The following is a 26,739-nucleotide window of genomic DNA, read 5'->3' on the forward strand; positions in this document are numbered from 1 at the left end:
TAATCATACATCAACTAGCTAACCGATAAACTATGGCATGGTTTAAAAGAAAAACTAAAGGTATTACTACCGCAACCGAAGAGAAAAAAGACACCCCAAAAGGCCTGTGGTATAAATCTCCTACCGGCAAAATAATTGATACTGAAGAATTAGAAAGAAATTTTTACGTGTCACCGGAAGATGGTTACCACGTTAGAATTGGCAGTAAGGAATATTTTGAAATCCTTTTCGACGACAATAAATTTAAAGAACTCGACGCCAATCTTAGCTCTAAAGATCCGCTAAATTTTGAGGATACTCAAAAATATTCAGAGCGTTTAAAGGCTGCTGAAAAGAAAACACAACTAAAAGATGCCGTGCGCTGCGCGGTTGGAAAATCAAAAGGTAAAGATCTGGTCATCGCTTGCATGGACTTCGCCTTTATTGGCGGTTCTATGGGGAGTGTTGTTGGCGAAAAAATTGCCCGTGCCGCAGATTATTCTCTAAAGAAAAAGATCCCTTTTTTGATTATCAGTAAATCGGGAGGCGCCAGAATGATGGAAGCAGCGCTATCCTTGATGCAATTGGCGAAAACCTCAGTAAAATTAGCGCAGCTGGCCGATGCTAAAATACCTTACATTTCACTATGTACCGATCCAACCACCGGAGGTACCACTGCATCATTTGCCATGTTAGGCGATATTAATATTGCAGAACCCGGCGCGCTCATTGGCTTTGCAGGGCCGCGTGTGGTAAGAGACACCACCGGTAAAGAATTGCCCGAAGGTTTTCAAACCAGTGAGTTTTTATTAGAACACGGTTTTCTGGATTTTATCACACAGCGTAAAGATTTAAAAGATAAAATTAATTTATATTTAGATTTAATTACAAATCAACCCATTAGAGCGTAAATTACGATATCTGCAACCAATGAGTTTGAGTTAAAAGTAGAATAATTGTAATCTGTAAATAATTAAAAAAAAACGTCTTTGTTCAAGACGGTTTTTTAATTTCAAACCTTTAAGTCTCTATAAAATATAATCAGTACTGATAAAATTAGAACTCTTTTTATTTAACAATTCTTGTAAAATTGAATTATTGTAGGGTGTGTCTTTCGAAGCTACAAAAGTTCTGATAGAAAAAGAACGCAAGGCATCATAAACGCTTAAAGTAGCCACAGCAGAATCTTTTCTACCCGTAAACGGATAAACATCAGGACCTCTTTGGCAGGAGCTGTTTAAGTTAACCCTGCATACCAAATTTACCAAAGTGTCAATAAGTGGCGATAAGGTGTTGATGTCGCTGCCAAAAACACTTACCTGCTGACCGTAGTTTGACTCGGCCATATCGTCCAAAGGCTCTTGAATATTTTTAAATGCGATGATTGGTATCACCGGCCCAAATTGTTCCTCTTCATAAACTCTCATACTTTTGGTAACAGGATACAACACTGCCGGAAACACATAGTTTTCTGTAGTTTTTCCACCATTTTTATTGATAATTGCAGCACCCTTTTCCTTAGCATCCTCAATCAACTCTATAATATAAGCCGGTTTACCAGGCTCGGGTAATGGCGTTAATTCAACTCCGTCATCCCACGGATTACCAAATCGAAGCGCGTCGATTTTAGCAGAAAAACGCTTGTTAAATTCTTCCACAATACTCTCATGAACGTATAAAACTTTAAGAGCAGTGCAACGTTGACCGTTAAACGAGGTGGTCCCCAAAACACATTCCTTAATGGCCAAATCTAAATCTGCATCGGGTAAAACAATGGCCGGGTTGTTAGCTTCCAGACCCAAAACCAATCGCAACCTGTTCTTATTTGGATGGTTAGCCTGAATGGCATTGGCCGATTTGCTATTACCAATCAAAGCCAATATATCGATTTTTCCTGTTTTCATGATAGGAGTTGCTAAAGTTCGGCCTCGACCAAAAATAATATTAACCACTCCGGGAGGAAAACTGTTTTTAAAGGCCTCCATTAAGGGCGACAACAATAAAACACCGTGTTTTGCCGGTTTAAAAATAGTAGTATTACCCATAATTAGCGCAGGAATTAATAAGGTAAAAGTCTCATTAAGTGGATAATTATAAGGTCCCAAACACAATACAACACCTAAAGGTCCTCGCCTAATATGTGCGTAAACACCTGAATTCTTTTCAAATTTGGCCGCATCACGATTCATCTGCTTGTACTCTTCGATGGTGTCGTAAATGTAATCCACGGTTCGGTCAAATTCTTTTTCTGAATCCGGCAGGTTTTTACCAATTTCCCACATCAGTAATTTAACAACTGCTTCTCGCTTGGTTTTCATTTGAGCAACAAATTTTTCCATGGCTTCAATTCTGCTCTCTACCCTCATGGTTGGCCATAAACCCTGACCTCTGTTATAGGCCCTTTCGGCAGACAGTAAAGCTTCCAAAGCCTCGTTCTCTCCCAATTCTGGCACCGTACCCAGTAAGGTTGGTTTGTATATTTCGGTTGATGAAATAGTAGAAAAAACCTCGGTTTGTTGACCCTGCCACTCCTTTAACTCTCCATCAACAAGGTAGCTGTTTTGATGTACTAAATGTTCTATTTGATATGCTTTGGGAATGGGTTTGAACTTCTGTTCCATAGTCTAATTTTTTATCAAAGTAACAAAAAATAAAATCAATTTTGTTTATTTTATGGAATAAAAGATTAAACATTTTATTTAGGACTCACAGTCTAAAATGATCAGCAAATACAGCAGAAACCCATTATTTAGCCTAAGACTTTTAAAATGAATTAACTTACCTTATAAAAACAAACCAGCCAATTACATGGCTGGCCTGTTGCATTCGTTATAATGATTAAACTTCTTTTTAATCAAGGTTTATTGGTATTTCAACGCCATTATTAAATGTAAACGTAGCCAGTGCATCGCAATCGCCATCGCCATAGTCTAATACACCCGCAAAATTAGTACGAGTTACTTCAACAGCACCACTAACAAAATACAAACAACCTATTTCACGTCTCAAGGCCTCAATCACCTCATAATTGTGCTCATTACCATTTACAAAACTGGCATTCCAAAATCCGGTTATTAAAAACACATTGTCATTAAAAGTTCCGCTACCAAAACCTTCTATCCATTCTCTTACCTTTTCACCGCTTCGAGAAGCTTGTAAGCCATTGGGCCAGGTAACGGTAACATCTAAACTATGGGTAAATTGCGGATTCCCATTTTCATTAAAACGCTCTCTTAATATGGTGCGTGTTGCTGCAACATTCTTGTTGTTAAAATAGAAATCAACCAAATTGTAGTTGATTAACATTTGCATGGCTTCGGGATTACGGGTATAGGATATTTCTATTTGACCTCTAATCAAATTACCATTTACCAAACATCCTTCGGTACCAAAATCAATGTTAACTTCTACCGAATTTTGTTCAACTACCGCTGTAATTACCACACATTCAGGTAAATTATTATTATAACTTGATCTACCTAATACGCCACGCTCTTGTTCCTCGAAGGCATTAACCACCAAATCTCCCAAGGCCACATCCATAGCATCCATCTCTGCAGCGCGCGACATTTCCGTTACATCATCAACACTGTTGTTCTCAACAATTAATTCTTCATCGCTACACGCATTGAAAACTAATACGTTCAATACCAATAGTGGTATTAATAAGTTTTTAAAATGATTTGTTTTCATAAAATGATTTTTTGAGTTTGGTATTAAGACGATTTTAACATCAAAAGGTTTAATACCAGTTATCGAAAAATGTTTATTTTATACAAAAATTACATTTAAATCATTTTAAATAGTATCTTTGCACCCTTGAAAGAAAGCCTTTCATTATACATAACAATCATTTAAATAATATTAGCATGTATTTGACTAAAGAAGCTAAAGAAGAGATTTTTGCAAAACACGGTGGTGCCAAAAACAATACCGGTAGTGCAGAAGGACAAATTGCGTTGTTCACGCACCGCATCAATCACCTAACCGAACACTTAAAAAGAAACCGTCAGGATTTCAATACTGAGCGTTCTTTGGTAAAATTGGTAGGTAAGCGTCGTGCCATCTTAGATTATCTAATGAAAAAAGATATTTTGAGATATCGTGCCATCGTAAAAGAATTAGGTTTAAGAAAATAAATCGAAACAAGCCACGCCCAAAAAGTGTGGCTTTTTTTATATAACATCACTCTTGCGAAAGAGTTTAAAATATCGCAAACAAGAAGCTATTCAAGGTTTTCACTGGTCTGGTTACAACTACTACTACACAACACAACCATTTCGCATTGAAAAGCGAAGTCCATTGTTTAACATTGTTAGTGCGCAATAAAGCGCATCAACACGAAGTAAAATTTTTATGATTCCAAAAACATTTAAAGAGGTCATAGACCTTGGTGACGGTAGAGAGATTTCTATCGAAACCGGAAAATTAGCAAAACAGGCGCACGGTTCTGTGGTTGTTCAAATGGGTGATGCCATGCTGCTTTGTACAGTTGTATCGTCTTACAACCCAACAACGGCAGATTTCTTTCCGTTAACAGTTGACTACCGCGAAAAATTTGCGGCAGCCGGTCGCTATCCCGGCGGATTCTTTAAAAGAGAAGCCAGACCCAGCGATGGTGAAGTACTCACCATGCGTATTGTAGACCGTGTATTAAGACCCTTGTTCCCTTCAGACTACAGGTTTGAAACGCAGGTCATGATTCAATTAATGTCTCACGATAAAGACGTTATGCCCGATGCATTGGCAGGTTTAGCCGCTTCTACAGCCATTCAGTTATCAGACATCCCTTTTGAGTGTCCTATTTCCGAAGTACGCGTAGGTAGAATCAACGGCGAATTTATCCTGAATCCCAGTCAGGCGCAATTAGACCAATCCGATATCGATATGATTATTGGTGCTTCTGAAGATTCAGTGATGATGGTGGAAGGTGAACTGAAAGAAATTTCGGAAGAAGATATGGTAGAAGCCATTAGATTCGCACACGAAGCCATTAAAATACAATGTAGAGCTCAGATAAAGCTAGCCGAAGCCTTTGGTAAAAAACCATCTAGAGAATATGAAGCTGCTCCAACCGATGACGCAATAGCGGCCAAAGTTAAAGAACTGGCCTACGACAAAATTTACGCCATTGCCAAAGGCGGTCACAGCAAAAGAGAACGCAGCGAAGCCTTTTCATCTATAAAAGATGAAGTAATGGCAGCGTTTTCTGAAGAAGAATTAGAAGAAAAAGGTGCGCTTATTAAAAACTATTTTTACAAAGTAGAAAAAGAAGCCGTAAGAGAATTGACCCTGGCCGAAGGATTGCGTTTAGATGGCCGTACCACTACCGAAATCAGACCCATTTGGTGTGAGGTAGATTACTTACCATCGGTTCACGGTTCTTCAATTTTCACAAGAGGAGAAACCCAGGCACTGGCAACAGTAACTTTAGGAACCTCAAGAGAAGCCAATATGATAGACATGCCGTCTTATCAGGGTGAAGAAAAATTCTACTTACATTATAATTTCCCACCATTTTGTACGGGTGAGGCCTATCCAATACGCGGCACATCAAGACGCGAAATTGGTCACGGTAACCTGGCGCAACGCGCTTTAAAAAATATGATTCCGGCCGATTGCCCTTATACCGTGCGTATTGTTTCTGAAGTGTTAGAATCTAACGGTTCATCATCAATGGCAACTGTTTGTTCGGGTACCATGGCATTAATGGATGCGGGTATTCAAATGGTTAAACCGGTATCTGGTATAGCTATGGGATTGATCTCAGATGGTGAACGCTTTGCGGTACTGTCTGATATTTTAGGCGATGAAGATCATTTAGGTGATATGGACTTTAAAGTCACCGGAACTGCCGATGGTATCACAGCTTGTCAAATGGATATTAAAGTAAAAGGCATGCCTTACGATATTTTAATCAAAGCCTTAAAACAAGCACGTGACGGACGTTTACATATTCTTGAAAAACTAACCGATACCATTGCACAACCAAACGCTGATGTGAAACCTCATGCACCTAAAATAGTCACTACAACTATTCCAAATAGCTTTATTGGCGCCTTAATCGGACCCGGTGGTAAAGTAATTCAAGAATTACAAAAAGCAACTGAAACCACTATTGTAATCAATGAAGATCCGGTAACCGGAGAAGGCATTGTTGAAATATTAGGTACCAATCAAAATGGTATTGATGCAGTCTTGGCTAAGATTGAATCTTTGATGTTCAAGCCTGAAGTTGGCGGTACATACGAAGTAAAAGTGATTAAAATGCTCGACTTTGGTGCTGTGGTTGAATACACTCAGGCACCGGGTAATGAAGTATTGTTACACGTATCTGAACTGGCTTGGGAACGCACCGAAAACGTAAGCGATGTGGTGAATTTAGGTGATGTATTTGAAGTAAAATACTTCGGTTCAGACCCAAAAACACGCAAAGAAAAAGTGTCGCGCAAAGCCTTATTGCCAAAACCGGAAGGTTACGTAGCAAGACCACCAAGAGACGATCGTGGTGGCAGTCGCGATAACCGCGGAAGAGACAATCGCGGTGGTGGTAATCGCGATAACCGTCGTGATGACAGAAGACCTCGTGATAATAACAGAGACAGAGATTAATCTCTAAATTTCTAAACAGCTTAAAGCCCAATAATGAAAATTATTGGGCTTTTTTGTTGCATTAAATATAACAAGCCCTTTCAGTGTTCGAAACCCTAAAAGGGCTCTATGCCCAATTTGTCACCGAGAGTCACCCAATCTGGCGCTCCCGCTTTAGGCGCGCAGGCGTCTGTGACGAGTGCCCTTTTAGTATTAAGACAAGATTATGTAGTTTGGAGTTCTGAGTTATTTAGCTTTAGATATTCCATTAATCCGGCTGTTTGAAACAAATATCAATCAAAGTAAACAACACAGGCGAGCCCACCGACACCGTTAAGAACTAGTGCGCTATATAGGTGTTATTAGTACCCAATCTGGCGCTCCCGCCACAGGCGCGCAGGCGTCTGCGACGAGTGCCCTTTTATGTGGCGTTTGCAACGCCTAGAGATTACCGCATAAAAAGCAATTAAAAACAAATCTGGCTCTCCCGCTACAGGCGCGCAGGCGTCTGTGACGAGTGCCCATTTATGAAGCGTTTGCAACGCTAAAAGATCACCATAGTGGCTGAATCATAACATTACTCAATATATCATTACCATCCTCATAGTGTCTATAACTACTATTAATATAATCTCGCTCATGAAAAACAATTTCCGCCTCAACAGGATTATAATGAATATAATTAATACGCTGTTCTATCTTGAGAAAATTATCTAAAATCACCGGATGAAATCCGTCTTTCCATAATTTATAATTAGTTGCTCTCCCTGATCTATGTGCCTCAAAACTAAATTTTTTCAATAACCAAACACGTCTGCTCTCCGGACGTTCATGAATCGCTTTAACGAGTCGTTTTGATGTATACTTCTTAAAATCTCTGATAATGTTTTGTAATTCATCACCGGTTGAAGTCACAATGAGATGAATATGACTAGTCATATAAACATAAGCATGCACAACCAGCCCTTTCTCCTTAATACAATAATTAAGTGATTCATCTAAAATATTACAATAAACAGGTCTTATGAATAAATCTACCCAATCAACAACTGTTATCGTGATAAAAGTAGGAATGGAACTGTCAATGACTTTATATTTTTCAGACATTGATTTTATTTTAAAACAATTGATCAAGTGCAATTTAATGAAAAAATTAATTGATTTTTATAATATTCTGTAGCTCCCGCCGCAGGCGCGCAGGCGTCGCTCTCTGGCGCTCGTCTGCGACGAGTGCCTATTTCCACCCATACCCGTTTGTAACGAGTACCTTCTTAGACGATAAATCTTTCATGCGGTATTGGCAGTGCTAAAAGGTTAATAAAATAGTCGCGTTACAAACGCTTTCGTTTTTCCTAAAAATGTAACTGGTACTCGTCTCAGACGAGCACCAGTCAAGCAGCTTAAAGCCCGATAATGAAAATTATTGGGCTTTTTTGTTGCATTAAATATAACAAGTCCTTTCAGTGTTCGGTAGACATCTAGCGCTCGTCTGCGACGAGTGCTCTGCGACGAGTGCTCATCTAATTGAGCGTTTGCAACGCAAACAATACCAATCTGGCGCTCCCGACGTAGGCGCGCAGGCGTCTATGACGGGAGTGCCCGTTTAAATTGGTGTTTGCAACGCAAAAAGATTTCAACTTCCCAATTTGTCACCGACAGCCTGTCAGTTCAAAAACTTTCAGATTTTACAATATCTTAAGAATGCTGCCTGTAAGTTTAGAACTTCATAATAATCACACCCAATCGTTTTATATATCACAATTCCTAAAATCTCTTTTGTTTTTGGGCACCATCGCACAGTCCTTGCAGCATTGATAGCGTAATAAAACAATTTAAATAATGAAAATTTTAGTCATTGGTGCCGGAAACATGGGTTTAACCTATGCCGAAGGCATGACAACCTCAGCACTGCTGGGTAAGAAAAAACTCAAAATATACGACACCGATCCAAAAAAAATCACCAAACTAAAAGAAGAAGGCATTTTTGATGTCTATAACAATTTAAACGATTGTTTACCTTTTTCCGATATTGTATTCATTGCCGTTAAACCCTATCATTGCGACTCTTTGTTCAGCGAAATGAAGCCTTTAATCAAGCAAGAACAAATATTTGTATCATTAATGGCCGGGGTTACCATTCAATCCATCCAGGATGGTTTAGATGCTAAAAAGGTGGTGAGAGCCATGCCAAATTTACCGGCCAAGGTAGGTAAAGGTGTTACCTCCTACACGGCATCGAAGGAGGTTTCAAAAGTAGAATTAATGAGCATTCGCCATTTTCTGGATAGCACGGGAACGTCTATTCATGTAGAAACAGAAACTTTTATTGATGCCTCTACCGGTATTTCGGGAAGCGGACCGGCTTATGTTTTTTACTTCATGCAATCTATGCTTGAGGCAGCACTTAAAATGGGATTTTCAGATTACGATTCCAAAGTTTTGGTTAGTAACACTTTTGAGGGTGCCATTGAGCTCTTTAACCAATCAAATCTATCGCCCGAAGGCTGGATAGACAAGGTAGCCTCCAAGGGTGGCACAACACAAGCCGCCATAGATTCAATGGAAGACAATAATGTAAAAGAGCTTATAAAAGATGCTGCCTATGCGGCATTCGACAGAGCTGTAGAACTAGGTAAAGAGAAATAACATGAGCGATAACATCAAACGAATTGTAGTAAAAGTAGGCACCAACGTACTAACCAACAAAGACAACCGAATTCTCGGACCTGTTCTAAAAGAATTGGTGAGACAAATTGCCGTTTTGTACGAAAGAGATATTATGGTCATATTGGTATCTTCAGGATCGGCCATTGCCGGCATTGAAATATTGGGAAATACCCATATTAAAGATAAGTCCATACGCCGCCAGGTATATTCTTCAGTTGGGCAACCAAGAATCATGAGACGATATTATACGCTCTTTCAGGATTACGGTATGCGATGCGGACAGGTATTGGCTACCAAGCGCGATTTCGACCCCGGTAAATACAGAGAAAATATGATTAACTGTTATGAAGGCTTACTGTCGGAAGGTGTGATTCCTATTGCCAATGAAGACGATACTGTATCTTTAACCACGTCGATGTTTTCAGATAACGACGAGCTTGCCAGTCTGATAGCAGAGTTGGTGAATGCTGACCGATTCATCATACTTTCAGATACCGATGGCTTATACAATGGCCATCCCGACAATGAAGATTCAGAAAAATTAAACGTGGTGACTATTAACCAAAAAGTGGAACACTATGTACAGTCGTCTTATAAAAAAGAAGGCGAAGGACGTGGCGGTATGGCTTCTAAACTTAGAATAGCTAAAGGAACGGCTAAAAAGAATATACCAACCTACATTGCCAATGGTAAAAAACACAATGTTATTGTAGATATTATTGACAATAAACCCATTGGCACCAAATTTATTAATGCATAAAATAACAAGAATGAAACTATTAGATACAGAGATAAAAAACAAAGTACTAAAATCGATGGCTCAAATCCTTCACAAGAATCGCGAAGCCATAATAAAAGCCAATAAAAAAGATATCGCAGCTTTTACGGGAGAAGATCAGGCCTTATTAGACCGATTGATTATTAACAACAAAAAGGTAGACGAGATGATAGCTGCTGTTGAAGCCGTAAGCCTTCAGGAAGACCCGGTAGGTTCAGAATTGTCTAATATCACCTTACCAAATGGATTAAAAGTTGTAAATACCACAGCGCCTTTTGGCACCATTTTAATTATCTACGAATCCAGACCCGATGTTACCATCGAAGCAGCGGTATTGGCATTTAAAGCCAATAATAAAATTCTACTGAAAGGTGGAAAAGAGGCTTATCACTCCAATGTATATTTAGAGCAATGCTGGCATGAGGCGCTTGAGTTAAACGGTCTCGATAAAGACTGGATTAAATTACTGCAGTTAGATCGCGAAGCCACTCGCGAATTCTTAAAGAACCCTCATGAACCGCTCGATTTAATTGTACCGCGTGGTGGTGAAGCACTCATTAATTTTGTAAAAACGCATGCCAACTGCGCCGTTTTGGTGAGTGGCAGGGGCAATAACTTTTTATATGTGTCAGAGCATGCCGATTGGGGAAAAGCGGTCAACGTGATTATCAACGCGAAAACCGATAAAATATCGGGTTGTAACGCATTAGACAAGGTACTGATCAATAAAAATATTCCTGAGTATCACACCAAACTCAAAATGTTATATCAAAAACTAAAACAACACCGGGTAGACGTGTTGGCAGATGAACCGATATCTAAAGTTATCCCGGAGGCATCAATGATTTCAAATGAACACATCTGGCATGAAGAATTTTTAGCCCTTAAGATTTTATTGGGTGAAGTCAATAATTTAGAGGAAGCCATTAGTACCATTAACACTTATTCAGGAAAGCACTCGGCGGCTATCATTACCGAAGACAACTTTGAGGCAAGGCAGTTCATGCAGCTTGTAGATAGCGCAGCAGTATATCATAATGCTTCTACCCGCTTTACCGATGGCGGACAAATGGGCGTAGGTGCAGAATTGGCGATAAGCACCGATAAATTACACCATCGCGGACCCTTAGGGCTCAAACAATTGGTTACCAATAAATATTATGTATATGGTGATGGGCAGATAAGAGTGTAGAAACAATTTAAAATCAATTTTGTTATTTTTCCGATTTAAAAATCAAACCTGGCGCTCCCGCCACAGGCGCTCAGGCGTCTGTGACAAGTGCCCATTTACAACAGCGTTTGCAACGCGGCCAACAAACTCTGGCGCTCCCGCCACAGGCGCGCAGGCCTCTGCGACGAGTGCCTACTACCCTATACGTGCGTTTGCAACGCTATTAATTTCAATTTTCAATTCTCAAACCTGGCGCTTGTCTCCGACGAGTGCCCGTTTAAAAATGCGTTTGTAACGCAGAAAATCAAACTCAAACTTGGCGCTCCCGCCACAGGCGCACAGGCCGCTAACTCTGGCGCTCCCGCCACAGGCGCGCAGGCGTCTGTGACAAGTGCCCATTTATGCGGCGTTTGCAACGCTAAAAGATCACCATAGTGGCTGAATCATAACATTACCAATCTGGCGCTCCCGCCACAGGCGCGCAGGCCTCTGTGACGAGTGCCTACTATCCTATACGCCCGTTTAAAAATGCGTTTATAACGCAGAAAATCAAACTTACTCAAACCTGGCGCTTGTCTCCGACGAGTGCCCGTTTAAAAATGCGTTTGTAACGCAGAAAATCAAACTCAAACCTAGCGCTCCCGCCACAGGCGCGCAGGCCTCTGCGACGAGTGCCTGCCTAAATTTTCAATTCTCAAAAAAAATGCTTATCTTAAGCCATTATGATACAATCAGATAAAACCAAGTACACAGACATTCTCAACAACTCAATTAATTACCTGCAACAATTGGGTTTTGAAGACATTAAAGCCGACGCAGACGGCTATGAGACCCCTAAATCCTATTCAAAACTGAATAGCGATATTGTTGTAATCCCTGATATTGTAGCTCAAAAAGAAGGCAGGAAACACATTTTTGAACTCAGCTTAAAATCTGATGAACCAAAGCTGCTCAAATCCAAATGGTTGTTTTTAGACACGCTTAGTAAAATGAAGTCTTATCGTTTCGGACTCATCACCACGCGCGGACATATCAAGTTCACCAACGACATGATGAACGATCTCAATCTTGAAGGTCCGAAACTTATCAAGATTTAAATTGTTAACGCTCCTATTGGTCAAACTTCCCTGCAGAGGTCAATAATAATCACAACTCTTAGAAATTAAATATCAATTACTTATTTAAATCATTGAGACGTTAATTCATATTTTTAAGTTTTTTTGTAACAAAAATTTTACTTCTTACGTATAATTACAAGGTACAGCGTTGTACCCTCTAATTTAACGTTACTAAATGAGACAGCTTAAAATTACCAAACAGGTTACCAATCGTGAAACCGCCTCGTTAGACAAATACCTTCAGGAAATTGGCAAAGTAGATCTAATCACTGCCGATGAAGAAGTAGAATTAGCGCAGCGTATCAAGGCAGGAGACCAGGCCGCTTTAGAAAAACTTACCAAGGCTAACTTGCGCTTCGTGGTATCGGTAGCCAAGCAATATCAAAACCAGGGATTAACCCTTCCCGATTTAATCAACGAAGGCAACTTAGGTTTGATTAAAGCAGCGCAGCGTTTTGATGAGACCCGTGGTTTTAAATTCATTTCTTATGCCGTATGGTGGATTCGCCAGTCTATTCTTCAAGCTTTAGCCGAACAATCGCGTATTGTACGTTTGCCGCTTAACAAAATAGGCTCTATCAACAAAATCAATAAAACTTTTGCCTTTTTAGAGCAAAGCCATGAGCGTCCGCCAAGTGCTGAAGAAATTGCCAAAGAATTAGACATGACCATTAACGATGTTAAGGAGTCTATGAAAAATTCAGGCCGTCACGTCAGTATGGATGCACCGTTGGTAGAAGGAGAAGATTCTAACCTATATGATGTATTGAATAGCGGTGAATCGCCCAACCCCGATAAAGAATTATTACACGAATCATTACGCACCGAGATTGAGCGCGCTTTAGAAACACTAACGCCTCGCGAAGCTGACGTGATAAGATTGTATTTCGGTTTGGGCAACCAGCACCCAATGACCTTAGAAGAAATTGGCGAAACCTTCGATTTAACCCGCGAACGCGTGCGCCAAATCAAAGAAAAAGCCATCAGACGCTTAAAACACACCTCAAGAAGTAAGATCTTAAAAACATACTTAGGATAATCCTAAAAATGGTAATGACGGTTTTAGATTCCTGCTTCCGCAGGAATTAAGACTGTTCGTTTTTTGATTGATGAAAGAACCCACGGCTGATTACCGTGGGTTCATTTTTTTACAAAACGCTATTGGATCTTTAAAGGTTTACAATCAGAGAAGTATTAAGTATTAAGACTTAAGTATTAAGACTTCATGACTTAAGGCTTTATGATTTAAGACTCAAACATCAAACCTGAATACAGTACGCCAAAGAATTGGCAAAACAACAATAAAGCCACTAAAAATTATATAATACAGGCAAACCCACTGACCCTATGCAGAACTAGTGAGCTTACAAAACAGAGTTGATCGTTACAATCTAGAAGTAATAATAATTAGAATAAATATTGATAAACTTGCGTAAGAAAAAAGCGAGCGGTGCGCAGCAAGTTCCTCATAGGGTCTTGATTTTTTTTGGTTCGTTTTTTTTATCAAGAAAAAAAATGAACAAGTACGATTTATACTTTATCTGGCGCTCCCGCCACAGGCGCGCAGGCGTCTGTGACGAGTGCCCAATTAAAAAAGCGTTTACAACGCAAAAACTCACCAACCCAAAACCTCCTTTAAAATAAAGTCATTCCGAGGGAGGCACGACCGCGGGAACCTCTCCGGTGTAGTTCATATCTCCTGACTTGTCCGCTTCCTCTGGCGCTCGTCTGTGACGAGTGCCCATTTAAATAAGCGTTTGTAACGCCAAACAATCCAAAACACCCACAACAGCAAAATCCTCTAGTGCTCGTCTGTGACGAGTGCCCTATTTTCGGTGCGTTTGCAACGCAAACAATGAAACAATAGCAAAACCCAAAGGGAACTATTAATTTAGCCCTTTCAGGGTTTAAATCCCTGAAAGGGCTTTACACCCCAACCCAACTCTGAAGTTCCGGCCGCAGGTACGCCGTTTTTTGCAACTAGTGCCACTAACTCTGGCGCTCCCGCCAAAGGCGCGCAGGCGTTTGCAACGAGTGCCCATTCCCAATTCTGAACCTTCCCCACAAGTGCACCCAAATCTTCAACAAGTGCCTCGGCTCAGAATCAAATACTCACCAACCCTCCTCTGGTGCTCCCACCACAGGCGCGCAGGCGTCTGTGACGAGTGCCCAATTAAAAAAGCGTTTACAACGCAAAAACTCACCAACCCAAAACCTCCTTTAAAATAAAGTCATTCCGAGGGAGGCACGACCGCGGGAACCTCTCCGGTGTAGTTCATATCTCCTGACTTGTCCGCTTCCTCTGGCGCTTGTCTTCGACGAGTGCCTACCCATTTAAATAAGCGTTTGTAACGCCAAACAATCCAAAACACCCACAACAACAAAATCTAAAAAACATTACCTATTTTTGCACCAAACATAAAAATCAATCTTTATCATGTCTTCCACCATCATTGCACCATCTATGTTAGCCGCCGATTTTGCCAACCTTCAAAGAGACATTGAAATGGTAAATGCCAGTGAAGCCGATTGGTTTCATATTGATATCATGGACGGTGTGTTTGTACCCAACATTTCATTTGGTATGCCGGTATTGGAAGCCATGGCGCGTCATACCAAAAAGCCACTGGATGTGCACCTGATGATCGTAGACCCCGACCGTTATATTCAAACTTTTGCCGATTTAGGCAGTGCCATACTGACTGTGCATTACGAAGCCTGTACGCATTTGCATCGCACCTTACAAGCCATAAAAGCTGCCGGTATGAAGGCTGGTGTAGCCCTTAATCCACACACGTCGGTAGCCTTACTTGAAGATGTGATTAACGATATTGATTTGGTGTGTGTAATGAGTGTGAATCCGGGCTTTGGCGGACAAAGCTTTATAGAAAACACCTATCAAAAGGTGGCGCAATTAAAGGCACTTATTCATAAAAAACAAGCCGCCACCCTCATTGAGATAGATGGCGGCGTGACTTCAAATAACGCACAACAACTGGTAAAAGCAGGTGCAGATGTGTTGGTTGCCGGAAGCTTTGTTTTTAAAAGCCCTACACCCGTAGCTACCATAGCCGGTTTAAAACAACTGGCCGGCAGCGCGCTATAAAAATTTTATCATATAGTTAATCAAATCGGTGGTGGTGATGATACCAACCAGTTTACCTTCATCAACAACCGGTAAAGCATGAAATTCTTTTTTGGCCAATAACTGCGCTACTTCCCTAATAGGCGTATCAGAAGATACGCTTACCAGATTTTTAGCCATTACCTGCTCAATGGTAAACATATTGTAAACCACAGTATCTACCTCATCTTCGTCTTCATTAAAGGCATCGGCAAAACTAATGCGCAATAAATCGGTGTAACTCAACATGCCAATAATGCTGTCTTCATGTACCACAGGAATATGTCTTATTTTGTGCTTTTTAAAGAGCATTTCAGCAGTTTCCAAATCATCCTTGCGGTTAAGCGCAATGATTTTCTTGGTCATTATATCGGCAATTGGGATATTAATCATCATAACTTCCGGATTTAAAATTATGATTAAATTTAATCTATTTAAGTGATTTCGATTATGACTAAAATCATGTGAGAGGTGGGAATTTTGTTTAATTGGGAACAGAGAGAAGAGAACAGAGAACAGAGAGCAGAGAGAAGACCTGTCTGCCGACAGGCAGGGAGAAGAGAGAAGAGAGAAGAGAATGCTGTGCGTATTAGGTATACGAAGTACGAATTTAGAGAAGCTTGATCCTCTTATTTAAAAACGGTCGGCTGTAATCAAAATTAGTCTATGATTTGGAATTTGGGTATGATAGTTATCGCGATTGGAATTTGAAATTTGGTGCTTGGCCCCAACACCTATCGGTATTGGAATTTGGATTTTAGAATTTGAATTTATAACCAACTACTCACAACTCAGATACTCACAACTCAAAAACTCAAAAACTCACCTATCAAAACTACCCCTTCGATCCATAACCATAGTCATAACCATAGTTATAGCCGTAGCCATAGCCTCTGCCAACGGGCACACCATTCAAGACATAGGCCATGTTTTTCAACTTACCGGACTCATATAAATCTTTTGAAAAGTTGATGAGTTGTTTTTCTGAATAGTTGGCACGCACTACATAAAGTGTCACGTCTGCTAAATGAGACACCAAAAGTGTATCGGTCACTAAGATGGTAGGTGCCGTGTCTACAATAATATAATCGTATAACAACTTAGCCTCCTCAATCAACATCTCAAATCTGCCATTGGTTAATAAACTGGCAGGGTTAGGCGGAATGCTTCCCGATATTAAGGTATCGTGTTTGGGGTGGCGATCAAAAGCTTTGATTACCATAGATTTCCAATCGGTGCCGTACTCGTGTAAATAGTTGGTAAGTCCTTTTTGATTTTTATCAATCCCTATTAATGAATGCAGTTGCGGATTTCTTAAATCGCCCCCAATCAGCAAGACTTTTTTATTAATGCTTGAAAGAGCGAGTGATAGATTGATACTGACATGACTTTTACCTTCTCCCTTAATACTTGAGGTAGAAAATATCACACGACCCATTGGTGTTTGCTGTACCGGTAAAATGTAACTTACATTCGAACTCAAAATTCTAAAAGCCTCTGCCTGTGAAGACCGGTCTTCAGGATCGCTAAAAATAGCCTGGGCTTCTTTAACCTTGGGCATTTCGGCTAGAACAGGTATTTTGTTGGTATATTGTAAAACATCGTTCCTGTTTTTAACCTTTGTATCTAACAGCATAAATATATACAAGCCCGCAAAAGGAATCAGCAAGCCTGCAATAATGCCCATCATGTAAGTATTGCGACGGTTTGGAGATATGGGCATTCCTCCCGAAAGCGCGTATTCAACAACTTTAATAGAAGGCTCGGTAATGGCCAGATTAATGGCGGCTTCTTCGCGTTTTTGCAATAAAAATAAATAGAGCGTTTGCTTTATTTCCTGCTGACGCATAATGGCGCGCAACATTTTTTCCTTGGCCGGCAACCCGTAAACCTGCGACACAAACTGCTGATTGCGTCGTTCCATTTGTTGTTTGGAAACTTTTAACTGATTTAAATAAACCCCAATAGAAGACAACATATTTTCTTTGAGATCCTTTAAGGCATCGTTATAAAGTTTGATGGACGGATTATTCTCACCACCACTTTGGGCAAATTTATCTCGTTCCAGTACTTGCGTATTATACTCGGCTATCAATGCGTTAACATCACCACTGCTCAATCCAATATTAGACGGCAACAAAGTAGACTCATCCCCAGTTTCCAGAGTTTCCTTCAGCATATTGGCCAAAATAATCTGGTTTTCTAAAACAAATAACTCTTCCTCTGTGGTGGTGCGTTGCGAAATACCCAGTGCTGCATCGGTTTCTAAGGTAATAAGATTGTTGCTTTGTTTGTAATCTTTGATGCTCGACTCTATGGAATCCAACTCGTTAGCCAGCAATAAAAAGCGCTCGTCAATAAAACTTATCGTGCGTCGGGAGATTTCCTGGCGATCGTAAATACCGTCTTCGTTAAACACCTCGATCAGGGTGTTGAGAATTTTTTCAGATTTCGCGCGGCTCTGTCCGTTATAACTCAGTTGCAGTAAATCACTTCCCTTTCCTAGCACACTAATATTAACACGACCTTTAAGACCTGTGGTGAGCGGCATTACCGGAGAAAATCTAATCAGGTAGGTACGCCCCTCAATTTGAGGCATCAATTGCGGAATACCTTGTAATTCAAAAGGTAAATTATGCTTTTTATCAAATGTGCTAAAGCCTTCAAACGATTGTACCGCACTTTCACCGCGCGTCACATCAAAACCGGCGTTAGTAACTTTGATGGTGTAGGTAGCCCAGTTAACACTGTCGTTAGAAATTTTCTTAATCACCGTAAAAGGCAATCGGTCTAACTCGGTAGTGAGGATGTTACCTTCCTCATAAAACTGCATGGTTAAATCCAATCTTTTAACCACCTGCTCAATAATGCGATAAGACTTTAAAATTTCAATTTCATTCTCAAGATTAATATTCGATCGGCTAAACACAAAAGCAGCCGATGGCAACTCCAAACCTTTGGTCTTATTAAGAATTTTTATTTTGGCAGTACTGTTGTAAACCTTAGGAGTATAACGGAGATTTAAATAAGCCCAAACCAACCCTAAAAAAAGACCTAATGCAAACCAATACCAAAAGCGCAAATACTTGTAGGCTTCATTTTTAATTTGCTGCCCCTGCTCAATGGTATGCACGTTTCGGCTAGATGGTTCTGTTTGCATACTAACGTGTTAAGAGAATAATTGTACTTAATGTAATCGAAAAAAGACCTATTAAGGCTACAGGATTAGTAATAAAGCCGGCACTTTTCACTCTGGGTTCATTTTGATTCACCACAATCACATCGTTGGGTTTGATATAGTTAAATTCGCCGTCAAGATATGCCGTGTTGGTAAGGTCAATTCTGGTAATACGGCGCACCCCTTCCAGTTCACGTATCAACATAATATCATCTCTGCGACCATTAATGGTTAAGTCGCCTGCATAACCCAAGGCCTGTAATAAATTAATATTTTGCTCGGTAAACACGTACGTGCCCGGACCGTTTACTTCGCCTAAAACAGTAAACTTGGCATTCAATAAACGCACATTTACACCGGGTTCTTTAAGATGACCACCATCCTCAAGGAGTTTCCTTAAATCTTCTCCCAATGCCATGGTAGTTTTACCCGCCACAGAAATGGTACCCAATACCGGAAAGTTAATGGTTAAATTCTCACTTACCAGGTAACCTCCCAGGTTCATCATTTGCGGGTTCATGGCTCCGCCCTGAGCCATTTGCAGATTATAGGGTTCAGCCATTTCAGGTAGGGCCGCGCTTACCTGAATGCTTAAAACATCATTGGGCTGAATAATAGAATTGGTATATTTAATTTCGGTGTCGGGATACGCATCTGCGTCTTGCATATACCAAACATCTTTTTTTGACGCGCAACTGTTAAGTAATATACCCAACACAAAAATCCACAATAATCTAATCATCTCTAAATTTAAGATTTCATAGCAAATATAAGTGCAATAACTGTATTAACAAAGGATATAGGTAGCGCTTTATTTATAAGAAATTTTGAAAGGCGGCAATACCCTTTCGTTTAAACTCCACAATAACAAAGGGAGCCGTATATAAAAAGCTGCCAAATCCTATAAGCAGCAGTAACTGCCAGTGAATATCAAGGCTGCGCCCATACCAGACACTAGCCACCAGTAGTATGTTTAAACCAACTATCATGGCTGTAGTACTTTTATGCGAAAACCCCATTTCCAGAAATCGATGATGAATATGGTTTTTATCGGCTATGAACGGACTTTTCTTATGAACAAAAATTCTGATAATAAAAATTCGCATGGTATCCAGTAACGGGAAAAACAAAATACCCAACACAAAAATAGGTGAAGAGTTATAAAACAGTGACGCACCTTGTTCAGAGGCATTAATAAATCTAACGGCCATTACAGCCAGTATAAATCCGAGAATCATAGAGCCGGTGTCGCCCAGAAACATTTTTTTACGTCGTGAAAAGTTCAGAAACAAAAAGGGAATAATCGCACCACAAACTGCGCCACCCAACACTACCATACTTACATTGTCATGATAAGAAAATAACCAGGCAAAGGCTATCACGGCCATTAATGCTAAGGACCCTGCCAAACCATCAATACCATCAATTAAATTAAAGGCGTTAATCACCAGTACATATACAAACAGCGTAAAAACTACCGATAAAGCATAGGGCATAATGGTAACACCAAACAAGCCGTGTAATCCCATAATGCGGGTATCGGTAAATATAATAAGCAGCACTGCCGCCAGTAGCTGTCCGATAAATTTCTTACGGGGCGATAACACTAAAATGTCGTCTTTCAAGCCTAAAAAAAACAAGATGGTTATCCCGCCAAGAATCAAGAATAAGCTTTTGGTATCCAGCACACCCCCAATCATGGTGATCGCCACTACAATACTCAAATAAATTCCCACACCGCCAAGATTAGGCACACGCACATGGTGTACGCTGCGTTCTTCCGGAGTATCCATCAGGTTTTTGGCCTCAGCCACGTTTTTAATAGCAGGGAAAGTTATAACTCCCGTTATAGCAGCAACAACAGCGGCGAACAAAAAAAGCCAGCCTATATAAAGTTGCGGCTCAAAATTCTGTAATAAATCTTGAATCATAATACTTTAATTAATTTAAGCTTTTAGGGAGGTATACAAAGATGATGCATTGTAAGTTAACTTATTATATAAAAATTGTTAAATTATTAACATTTTCGATAAACGGCATAAATAATCTTTAATCCATTGGTTTTTACAGTATACAAATGCTTACCCTTAACTGCAAAAACGATAAGCCTGAGACGTGAACTTCCCTGAATAGAGTTGACCGTTTTTAATATTAATTTTTCAAATTTTTGTTAAGTAGGTTTTACACCCCTAAAGTCCCCTCAAGGGGACAATTAGTTCTATGTATTGACCATAATTTTCAACCTATATCAGCCACGTACAATCAGGGACGTACAAACTTCTAACTTCTAACCTCTAACTTCTAACCTCTAACATCTAACCTCGTAAATCTTAAATCTTGTAGTCTTAATACTTAATACTTGATACTTAATACTCTGAACTTAACATCTAACCTCGTAAATCTTAAATCTTCTAGTCTTAAGTCTTAATACTTAATACTTAAATCTTAAGTCCAGCTATAAAGTTTGGAATTTGGAATTTGGAATTTAAAAATTTAACATCTAACCTCATAAATCTTAAATCTTATAGACTTAATACTTGATACTTAATACTCTGAACTTAACATCTAACCTCGTAAATCTTAAATCTTATAGTCTTAATACTTAATACTTGATACTTAATACTCTGAACTTAACATCTAACCTCGTAAATCTTAAATCTTCTAGTCTTAAGTCTTAATACTTAATACTTAATACTTGATACTTAATACTTAACACTTAATACTCCAGTCTTAAAACTACCCAAAAAACTGCGGTATCTTAGAAAGATTCTTCATAAAAAGGGTATACCAGGGTATCGGCAGTCTGTGCCTCTTTAAGGCGCGGAAATCTTCTTTAGACTTTTGAAGAATGTTCTGAATACTGCGGTTACTAACGCCGCCAACACGCATTTTTACAATGGTTAAAGGAAGGTAATGAAATTGCAGGTGTGGGTGTTTAAAAATTCGCAACACCAGCTCATAATCGGCGGCAATACGGAAGGAAGTGTCAAAAACACCGTAGGTGTGGTACAGTGAAGTTTTAAGGAATAAGGTGGGGTGTGCCGGCATCCAGCCTCTTTTAAGCAATTTCGTTTTAAAGGATTTGCTCCGCCAATTCCTAATTACTTTTGTAGTATCTTGGGCATTCACGTAATATAGATCGCCATATACCCCATCGCAGTTGTTGGCTTTAAAGGCAGCAGCTATTTGCGCGATGGTATCGGGATGCGCCAGCATATCGTCTGCATGCACAAAGCCGAGTATGTCACCGGTGGCCATGGCAATACCTTTGTTAAGTGCGTCGTAAATACCCTGGTCGGGTTCTGAGATATAGCGAATATGGGGATGATCTTTTTGATAAGATTTTACAATCTCTATGGTGTCGTCTTTTGAGGCGCCGTCCACAATTAGGTGTTCAATATTGGGGTAGGTTTGTGATATAACCGACTCGAGCGCAGACCCGATGGTTTTAGATGAATTGTAGGTGGCGGTAATAATAGAAATTTTCATTTTATAATCACGTATTATACTGATTTGTGCTGTTGTTCTATTTTTTTACCACAGATTTACACGGATAAAAACTCTACCAATCTGTGTGAATCTGCGTTATCTGTGGTGAACTTTTTTTAACACGGATTTCACGGATTTACACTGATAGAAACTCATTAATCTGTGCGAATCCACTTAATACGTAGTGCTATTTTTTCAACAGATATAATTGCTTACATCCAATTAAGATGATTTTATTCTTTAAACACCCGATCTTTCTTGAATACTGCGGGGTTACCTGTATAAATTTTATAAGGTTCTAAATTTTTTGTAGCAATGGAGCCAATGGTTAAGATGGCGTGAGAACCTACGGTTACACCCGGCGCCACACAACTTTTCGCACCTATCCAACTGCCTTCCTTCAAAATAATGGGCGCTATCATCAAATCAAAGGTAGATGTTTTATAGTTATGATTACCACATTGCAATAATGCACCCTGCGATATACAAACGTTGTCTTCTAAAATCACTTGGTCTAAGTTATCAATCCATACCTTTTCGCCTATCCAGCAATGGTTACCTATACTGAGTTTCCATGGATATTTGATTTTAACATGAGGCTTAATCACCACGCCCACCCCCAACTGCGCGCCAAATACCCGCAACCAAAAGCGTTTAAGACCATTCCAAATGGCCAGTGAATGCTCAAAAAACAGGGCGCTCACCACCAACCACAGCAACCGTTTTATAAACGATCCGGGTTGATACCAGCTGTTGTCAAAACTAGATAGGTCTGTTTTCAATTAGGTGAATTTTAATTTTCGAGGCGAATATCGTGTTTCCATTTATAATCAGCAATATATTTTTATTTTTATTCTTGTAAAAATCAGATTATCAAATATATTCACAGAAACACCAACTAAATGGACCAAACCACCACTGTCGTGGGGTCACGGCTTCGTTAGAGACAAGCAACTCAACTATAAATCCCTCGCAATGACGCAAAAGGCGCAAAGACATTACTTTGTGTGCTCCGTGACTCTGTGGTTAATATTTTGGATATTATATATTAAAAGTTAGATATTAGAAGTAACAATAACTACCAACACTCACCAACTCAAAAACTCACCCACCCAAAACCTCCTTTAAAATAAAGTCATTCCGAGGGAGGCACGACCGCGGGAACCTCCCCGGTGTAGTTGATGTCTTTCACAACTGAAAAATCCTCATAACGCCTCAAACAACCCCCTATTCGCCACTAACACCGATGTATCTTCCGCAACCCCTTTTGCAAAATTATAGGCCTTGGCCGACCAAATCTCATAATCTGCTGCAGACATAAGCAACGCAACCTCAAAAGCCCTGACCACCGCCGCTGTATCCCGTATGGGTACATCCCAGCCAATCTGCTGTTGTTCTAATTGGCGCCAGGGCGTTTGATCACTAATAATCACCGGACAACCCGCCGCAAAGGCTTCAAAAATGGCATGTCCGAAATTCTCACCTTCCGACAGGAGCACCATAAAATGGTAGTCTTGTAATACCGCCGGTACCGCGTCACCCGGTAACACACCTTGATACTGCACTTTGATGTGGGCCGGTAACTGCTGTATCACCGCCTCGCACTGCTGCCAGTAAGCAGAGTCGTAAATAGGACCGTACAAATCCAGTAACAGCGGTTGCTGCACTTGCTGCAAGGCCTGCAGCATGATGAGCGTACCTTTCTCTTTGGCAATACGGGCCATATTGGCCATTTTAACCGGCGCAGCACTCACCTTGGTTTTAGGTTGATATGGCTGGATAGGTCTGGGTAAATTAGGCGCTATTTTTATAGGAGTATCAGCCCCGAGTACTTGTTTAATATACTGTGCTTCATCGCCATTGGTAGCGTGAAAGGTCACGCCCTTATAAAGTTGAAGGACCCTGGCCAATGTTAAAAACACCTTTTTTCTAAAACCCTTTACAGAAAATGCCTGCGGATTCAACATCCCCCGTGCCGAGACCACCACCGGCTTTCCGGTACGCTTTAATAACCAAACGGGTAAAATGGAAAAATACCAGCTGTAGATGCCGTTTACCAGCGCCACATCAAAGGGCGTTTCGCTGATGAGGGTTTTGAGATGCTTAGGGCTAATGTTGTCGCTCGACAGGTAATATACCTGTGTATGATTGTTCAGTTGGTTCCAACTGTTAGACACCACGGTTGCGTAGGGCTCGGTAGTACCAAAATCGGTGTCGCGGGTAATGATGTAAAACTCAAAACCATCGTGTAATTGCGCAATCAGGTTGGCATAAGAGCGCAAGGGGCCACCCGAAGCCGTACCGGGCAAAAACCAATCGATAACAATCAGTACTTTTTGTGGTCTCATCACGCTGTCATTTCATGGTATAAGTCCATATATTGGGCCGCGATGCGTTCTAAAGAAAATCGCTTCACATTCTCAAATCCTTTTTCAATGAGCCCTGCTCTGTAATCGGTATCTGCAATGATCTGCTCCAAACCGGCCCTGATTGCACCCACATCATAAGGATCTACCAAACAAGCCGAACTGCCTGCCACTTCTTTCATGGCGCCCAGGTTAGAAGTGAGCACGGGTCTACCCGTCGCCTGTGCTTCTATAATGGGCATCCCAAAACCTTCGTAGGTAGAAGGAAAACACAACACGTCGCAGTCGGCATAGGCTTTTACAATCGCTTCCCTACTCAAAGACACACTGTTGGTGTAGGCAATGCCCAATTGATGTAACAAGTCTTGTTGAACTGTTGTTAGTTTCCCAACAATATGTAGCGTACATGGTAAGCCTGCCACACTGTTAAATACGGCTTCCAGATTTTTATTGGGCTTGGTGCCCATGCACAGCACCGTGGGATTTAGTGTATTAAAATCCTTGGCCACCGGTTTAAATTCGCTGCCAACCGGATTGTGAATCACCCGTATTTTATGGGCTTCTCCCGGTACTAGGGCTGCCAATTCTCCTTGGCTAAATTCCGAAATCACCGTCATCAACTTCACGCGCTTTGCCGGCCATTGAAACCACAGCAGCTTCATTAGCCAACGTTTTAAAGCACCACCCTGCAAGGCACTTTGCACATCGTGTACAGTTAAAACAGCGTTACCGGCCAGTTTAAGGGCCATATAATTCACATCGCCGGTAATATGATAGATGTGGTTGTTCGATAATTGAACCGATCTTAGGTTACTGAGTAAACTTGAGATAGAAGCGCCACTTTTAGGCAACGTTATTTTTTCGACCTCACAAGTTTTGGCAACTTCAGCACTAATGGTTTCAAACAGCGCTTCTATACTGTGATATTGCGGTAGTTTGTGCCTAAAAATATAAGCAATGCGCTTATTCATATGTATAATTCCAGTGTAAAAACCTTTTGGCCGCCCAGAAAAACAAAAACACCACAATGGTGGCTTTCACAAGGTGGTTGAGCACTACCACCAGCTCTGTTTCTGCCTTCACCACCTGCAAAAATATGATGGGTAAAAAGGCCAGCAGCAGTAAATTTTTTTGTGTCTTCTTATATAAAAACACCCAGTACCGCGCCACAAAAAAGCCCCAGATGCCCATAAACAAGATACCGCCAACTATTTTATAATTACCATAGGCTTCTCCTATAATGCTAATCCCCATAGAAGTACCTTCGCCCAGTTGTAATCCGGTAAATTTCGTGAAATTCTCTCTCCCCCCCGCTTGTTTTTTATCGGGATTTAAAAATCTCGGTAAGAGCGAGGCAAAAACCGCTTCTTTAATGGTTTCACCGTCTAAATAGGCAACCCTTCTGGGTATTTCGTCCATAATGGCACTAATAATCCAGCCCTGGTTCAATCGCACGTTGTTCTCGTCACCACTCAGTTCTTCTTCCTTAGAGCCGCTAAAAAAAATAGCATCCACAAACAAACCTGCAAATAATTCCAGCTTGTTACCGCCATAACCGGCCCATACTTGAGACCGATAAGCTGCCTTGATGGTTTGCAGGGTAGAAAGCGAAAACAAACCTATGAGTATGGTAATGTAAATTTGTTTTAAAGAAGGTTTGAACTTGATAGCCCAGAACATATAAAAGAACACACTCCACAGCACTAAATCATGGAACATCGCGTTGCTCAAAGCGCTCGCGAACAGGTACAACAAAGAGAAGTAAAAGACTTTCTTGAGCTTGGGGTCTTCCGAAAAGAATAAGATAATAGCCCCCGCAAACTTAAAATTGACCACAATAAACGCAAAAAAGCCCAATGTACCGGGCAGCCTGCTTGAGATCAAATCAAAAAATACCCCAATTACAAAAATAGTAAGTCCATATTTTTTGTAGTGTTTTAAGTTGGCAATCGGGATGTTCCATCTACTAGAACTGCCCACCCCGAGAAACAAAGCTGCAACAAAAACAGCGTAAGCAGGCACCACATAACTCATGTAAACTGTTTCGGGTACGTACATGTAGTATTTCCAGTGATAACTCGGCAGGTAATACTCAATCAACGGACCTACAATCCACTGCAAACCGGCAATGAGAAGCATTAACTCCAACAAGGGTATGGATTTCCCCAAACGTCTTGTAAAGCTAATAAAAACAAAAAGGGTTATTAAAACCCCTATAATGCTCCAAATTTCCATTCTAAAGGGTAAAAGTTTTTTTAATTTTAAAAACTAACACTAC

23 protein-coding genes are annotated in these 26,739 nt (G+C 40.5%); 10 read left to right on the forward strand and 13 right to left on the reverse strand.

Annotated elements, in window-relative coordinates:
- Window positions 1-32 precede the first annotated feature (32 nt).
- Window positions 33-890 carry an acetyl-CoA carboxylase, carboxyltransferase subunit beta gene (gene accD / locus FJ651_RS02050; RefSeq protein WP_140988727.1) on the forward strand — a complete coding sequence of 286 codons (858 nt, stop codon included), beginning with the start codon at window positions 33-35 and terminating at the stop codon, window positions 888-890.
- 117 nt (window positions 891-1,007) lie between these two features.
- Here accD and FJ651_RS02055 read toward each other — a convergent pair whose 3' ends face one another.
- Window positions 1,008-2,600, reverse strand: coding sequence for an NADP-dependent glyceraldehyde-3-phosphate dehydrogenase (locus tag FJ651_RS02055; protein WP_140988728.1), 1,593 nt, complete (start codon window positions 2,598-2,600; stop codon window positions 1,008-1,010).
- Window positions 2,601-2,829: 229 nt separating this feature from the next.
- The gene (locus FJ651_RS02060; RefSeq protein WP_140988729.1) at window positions 2,830-3,672 is read right to left on the reverse strand and encodes a hypothetical protein; all 843 of its coding nucleotides are present in this window, start codon (window positions 3,670-3,672) and stop codon (window positions 2,830-2,832) included.
- A gap of 176 nt (window positions 3,673-3,848) precedes the next feature.
- On the opposite strand from FJ651_RS02060, the gene rpsO reads away from it, so the two are divergent.
- From rpsO to FJ651_RS15665, 3 genes are all read left to right on the forward strand, one after another.
- Window positions 3,849-4,118: a 30S ribosomal protein S15 gene (gene rpsO / locus FJ651_RS02065; protein ID WP_140988730.1), complete on the forward strand. Its 270-nt coding sequence runs from the start codon at window positions 3,849-3,851 to the stop codon at window positions 4,116-4,118.
- Between the two features lie 217 nt (window positions 4,119-4,335).
- Window positions 4,336-6,591: a polyribonucleotide nucleotidyltransferase gene (locus tag FJ651_RS02070; RefSeq protein WP_140988731.1), complete on the forward strand. Its 2,256-nt coding sequence runs from the start codon at window positions 4,336-4,338 to the stop codon at window positions 6,589-6,591.
- Window positions 6,592-6,699: 108 nt separating this feature from the next.
- A complete protein-coding gene (locus tag FJ651_RS15665; protein ID WP_216746058.1) occupies window positions 6,700-6,855 on the forward strand; it encodes a hypothetical protein in 156 nt (51 codons plus the stop codon).
- Between the two features lie 267 nt (window positions 6,856-7,122).
- Here FJ651_RS15665 and FJ651_RS02075 read toward each other — a convergent pair whose 3' ends face one another.
- The gene (locus FJ651_RS02075) at window positions 7,123-7,677 is read right to left on the reverse strand and encodes a transposase (RefSeq protein WP_140988732.1); all 555 of its coding nucleotides are present in this window, start codon (window positions 7,675-7,677) and stop codon (window positions 7,123-7,125) included.
- A gap of 732 nt (window positions 7,678-8,409) precedes the next feature.
- Between FJ651_RS02075 and proC the strand changes: the two genes are divergently transcribed.
- From proC to FJ651_RS02100, 5 genes are all read left to right on the forward strand, one after another.
- Window positions 8,410-9,216 (forward strand): pyrroline-5-carboxylate reductase, encoded by an 807-nt coding sequence (proC, locus tag FJ651_RS02080; protein ID WP_140988733.1) that lies wholly within the window; start codon window positions 8,410-8,412, stop codon window positions 9,214-9,216.
- A 1-nt stretch (window position 9,217) separates the two neighbouring features.
- Window positions 9,218-9,997: a glutamate 5-kinase gene (gene proB, locus FJ651_RS02085; protein ID WP_140988734.1), complete on the forward strand. Its 780-nt coding sequence runs from the start codon at window positions 9,218-9,220 to the stop codon at window positions 9,995-9,997.
- A gap of 10 nt (window positions 9,998-10,007) precedes the next feature.
- Complete coding sequence (locus tag FJ651_RS02090; RefSeq protein WP_140988735.1) at window positions 10,008-11,207, forward strand: glutamate-5-semialdehyde dehydrogenase; 1,200 nt, start codon at window positions 10,008-10,010, stop codon at window positions 11,205-11,207.
- A 701-nt stretch (window positions 11,208-11,908) separates the two neighbouring features.
- The gene (locus FJ651_RS02095) at window positions 11,909-12,283 is read left to right on the forward strand and encodes a hypothetical protein (protein ID WP_140988736.1); all 375 of its coding nucleotides are present in this window, start codon (window positions 11,909-11,911) and stop codon (window positions 12,281-12,283) included.
- A gap of 196 nt (window positions 12,284-12,479) precedes the next feature.
- The gene (locus FJ651_RS02100; protein ID WP_140988737.1) at window positions 12,480-13,343 is read left to right on the forward strand and encodes a sigma-70 family RNA polymerase sigma factor; all 864 of its coding nucleotides are present in this window, start codon (window positions 12,480-12,482) and stop codon (window positions 13,341-13,343) included.
- An 861-nt stretch (window positions 13,344-14,204) separates the two neighbouring features.
- On the opposite strand, the gene FJ651_RS15670 is transcribed toward FJ651_RS02100, so the two are convergent.
- Complete coding sequence (locus tag FJ651_RS15670; RefSeq protein WP_216746059.1) at window positions 14,205-14,381, reverse strand: hypothetical protein; 177 nt, start codon at window positions 14,379-14,381, stop codon at window positions 14,205-14,207.
- Between the two features lie 360 nt (window positions 14,382-14,741).
- Between FJ651_RS15670 and rpe the strand changes: the two genes are divergently transcribed.
- A complete protein-coding gene (gene rpe, locus FJ651_RS02105; protein WP_140988738.1) occupies window positions 14,742-15,410 on the forward strand; it encodes a ribulose-phosphate 3-epimerase in 669 nt (222 codons plus the stop codon).
- Here rpe and FJ651_RS02110 read toward each other — a convergent pair.
- From FJ651_RS02110 to FJ651_RS02150, 9 genes are all read right to left on the reverse strand, one after another.
- A complete protein-coding gene (locus tag FJ651_RS02110; protein WP_140988739.1) occupies window positions 15,405-15,824 on the reverse strand; it encodes a CBS domain-containing protein in 420 nt (139 codons plus the stop codon). The genes rpe and FJ651_RS02110 overlap by 6 nt on opposite strands.
- 439 nt (window positions 15,825-16,263) lie before the next feature.
- Window positions 16,264-18,588 carry a GumC family protein gene (locus tag FJ651_RS02115; RefSeq protein WP_140988740.1) on the reverse strand — a complete coding sequence of 775 codons (2,325 nt, stop codon included), beginning with the start codon at window positions 18,586-18,588 and terminating at the stop codon, window positions 16,264-16,266.
- Window position 18,589: 1 nt separating this feature from the next.
- Entirely contained in the window at window positions 18,590-19,348 is a 759-nt protein-coding gene (locus tag FJ651_RS02120) for a polysaccharide biosynthesis/export family protein (protein ID WP_140988741.1), read from the reverse strand.
- A gap of 73 nt (window positions 19,349-19,421) precedes the next feature.
- A complete protein-coding gene (locus FJ651_RS02125; RefSeq protein ID WP_140988742.1) occupies window positions 19,422-20,537 on the reverse strand; it encodes an MraY family glycosyltransferase in 1,116 nt (371 codons plus the stop codon).
- 805 nt (window positions 20,538-21,342) lie between these two features.
- The gene (locus tag FJ651_RS02130; RefSeq protein WP_140988743.1) at window positions 21,343-22,095 is read right to left on the reverse strand and encodes a glycosyltransferase family 2 protein; all 753 of its coding nucleotides are present in this window, start codon (window positions 22,093-22,095) and stop codon (window positions 21,343-21,345) included.
- A gap of 233 nt (window positions 22,096-22,328) precedes the next feature.
- Window positions 22,329-22,877 (reverse strand): WcaF family extracellular polysaccharide biosynthesis acetyltransferase, encoded by a 549-nt coding sequence (locus tag FJ651_RS02135; protein WP_140988744.1) that lies wholly within the window; start codon window positions 22,875-22,877, stop codon window positions 22,329-22,331.
- Window positions 22,878-23,300: 423 nt separating this feature from the next.
- Complete coding sequence (locus tag FJ651_RS02140) at window positions 23,301-24,443, reverse strand: glycosyltransferase (RefSeq protein ID WP_140988745.1); 1,143 nt, start codon at window positions 24,441-24,443, stop codon at window positions 23,301-23,303.
- Window positions 24,443-25,432, reverse strand: a complete 990-nt coding sequence (locus tag FJ651_RS02145) for a glycosyltransferase family 4 protein (RefSeq protein WP_140988746.1) — start codon at window positions 25,430-25,432, stop codon at window positions 24,443-24,445. Before FJ651_RS02145 ends, FJ651_RS02140 begins: the two co-directional genes overlap by 1 nt.
- Window positions 25,425-26,696 carry a hypothetical protein gene (locus FJ651_RS02150; protein WP_140988747.1) on the reverse strand — a complete coding sequence of 424 codons (1,272 nt, stop codon included), beginning with the start codon at window positions 26,694-26,696 and terminating at the stop codon, window positions 25,425-25,427. Before FJ651_RS02150 ends, FJ651_RS02145 begins: the two co-directional genes overlap by 8 nt.
- Window positions 26,697-26,739 lie beyond the last annotated feature (43 nt).

Origin of the sequence: Paucihalobacter ruber (genome assembly GCF_006494535.1) — a bacterium.
GTDB classification, from domain to species: Bacteria; Bacteroidota; Bacteroidia; order Flavobacteriales; family Flavobacteriaceae; genus Paucihalobacter; species Paucihalobacter ruber.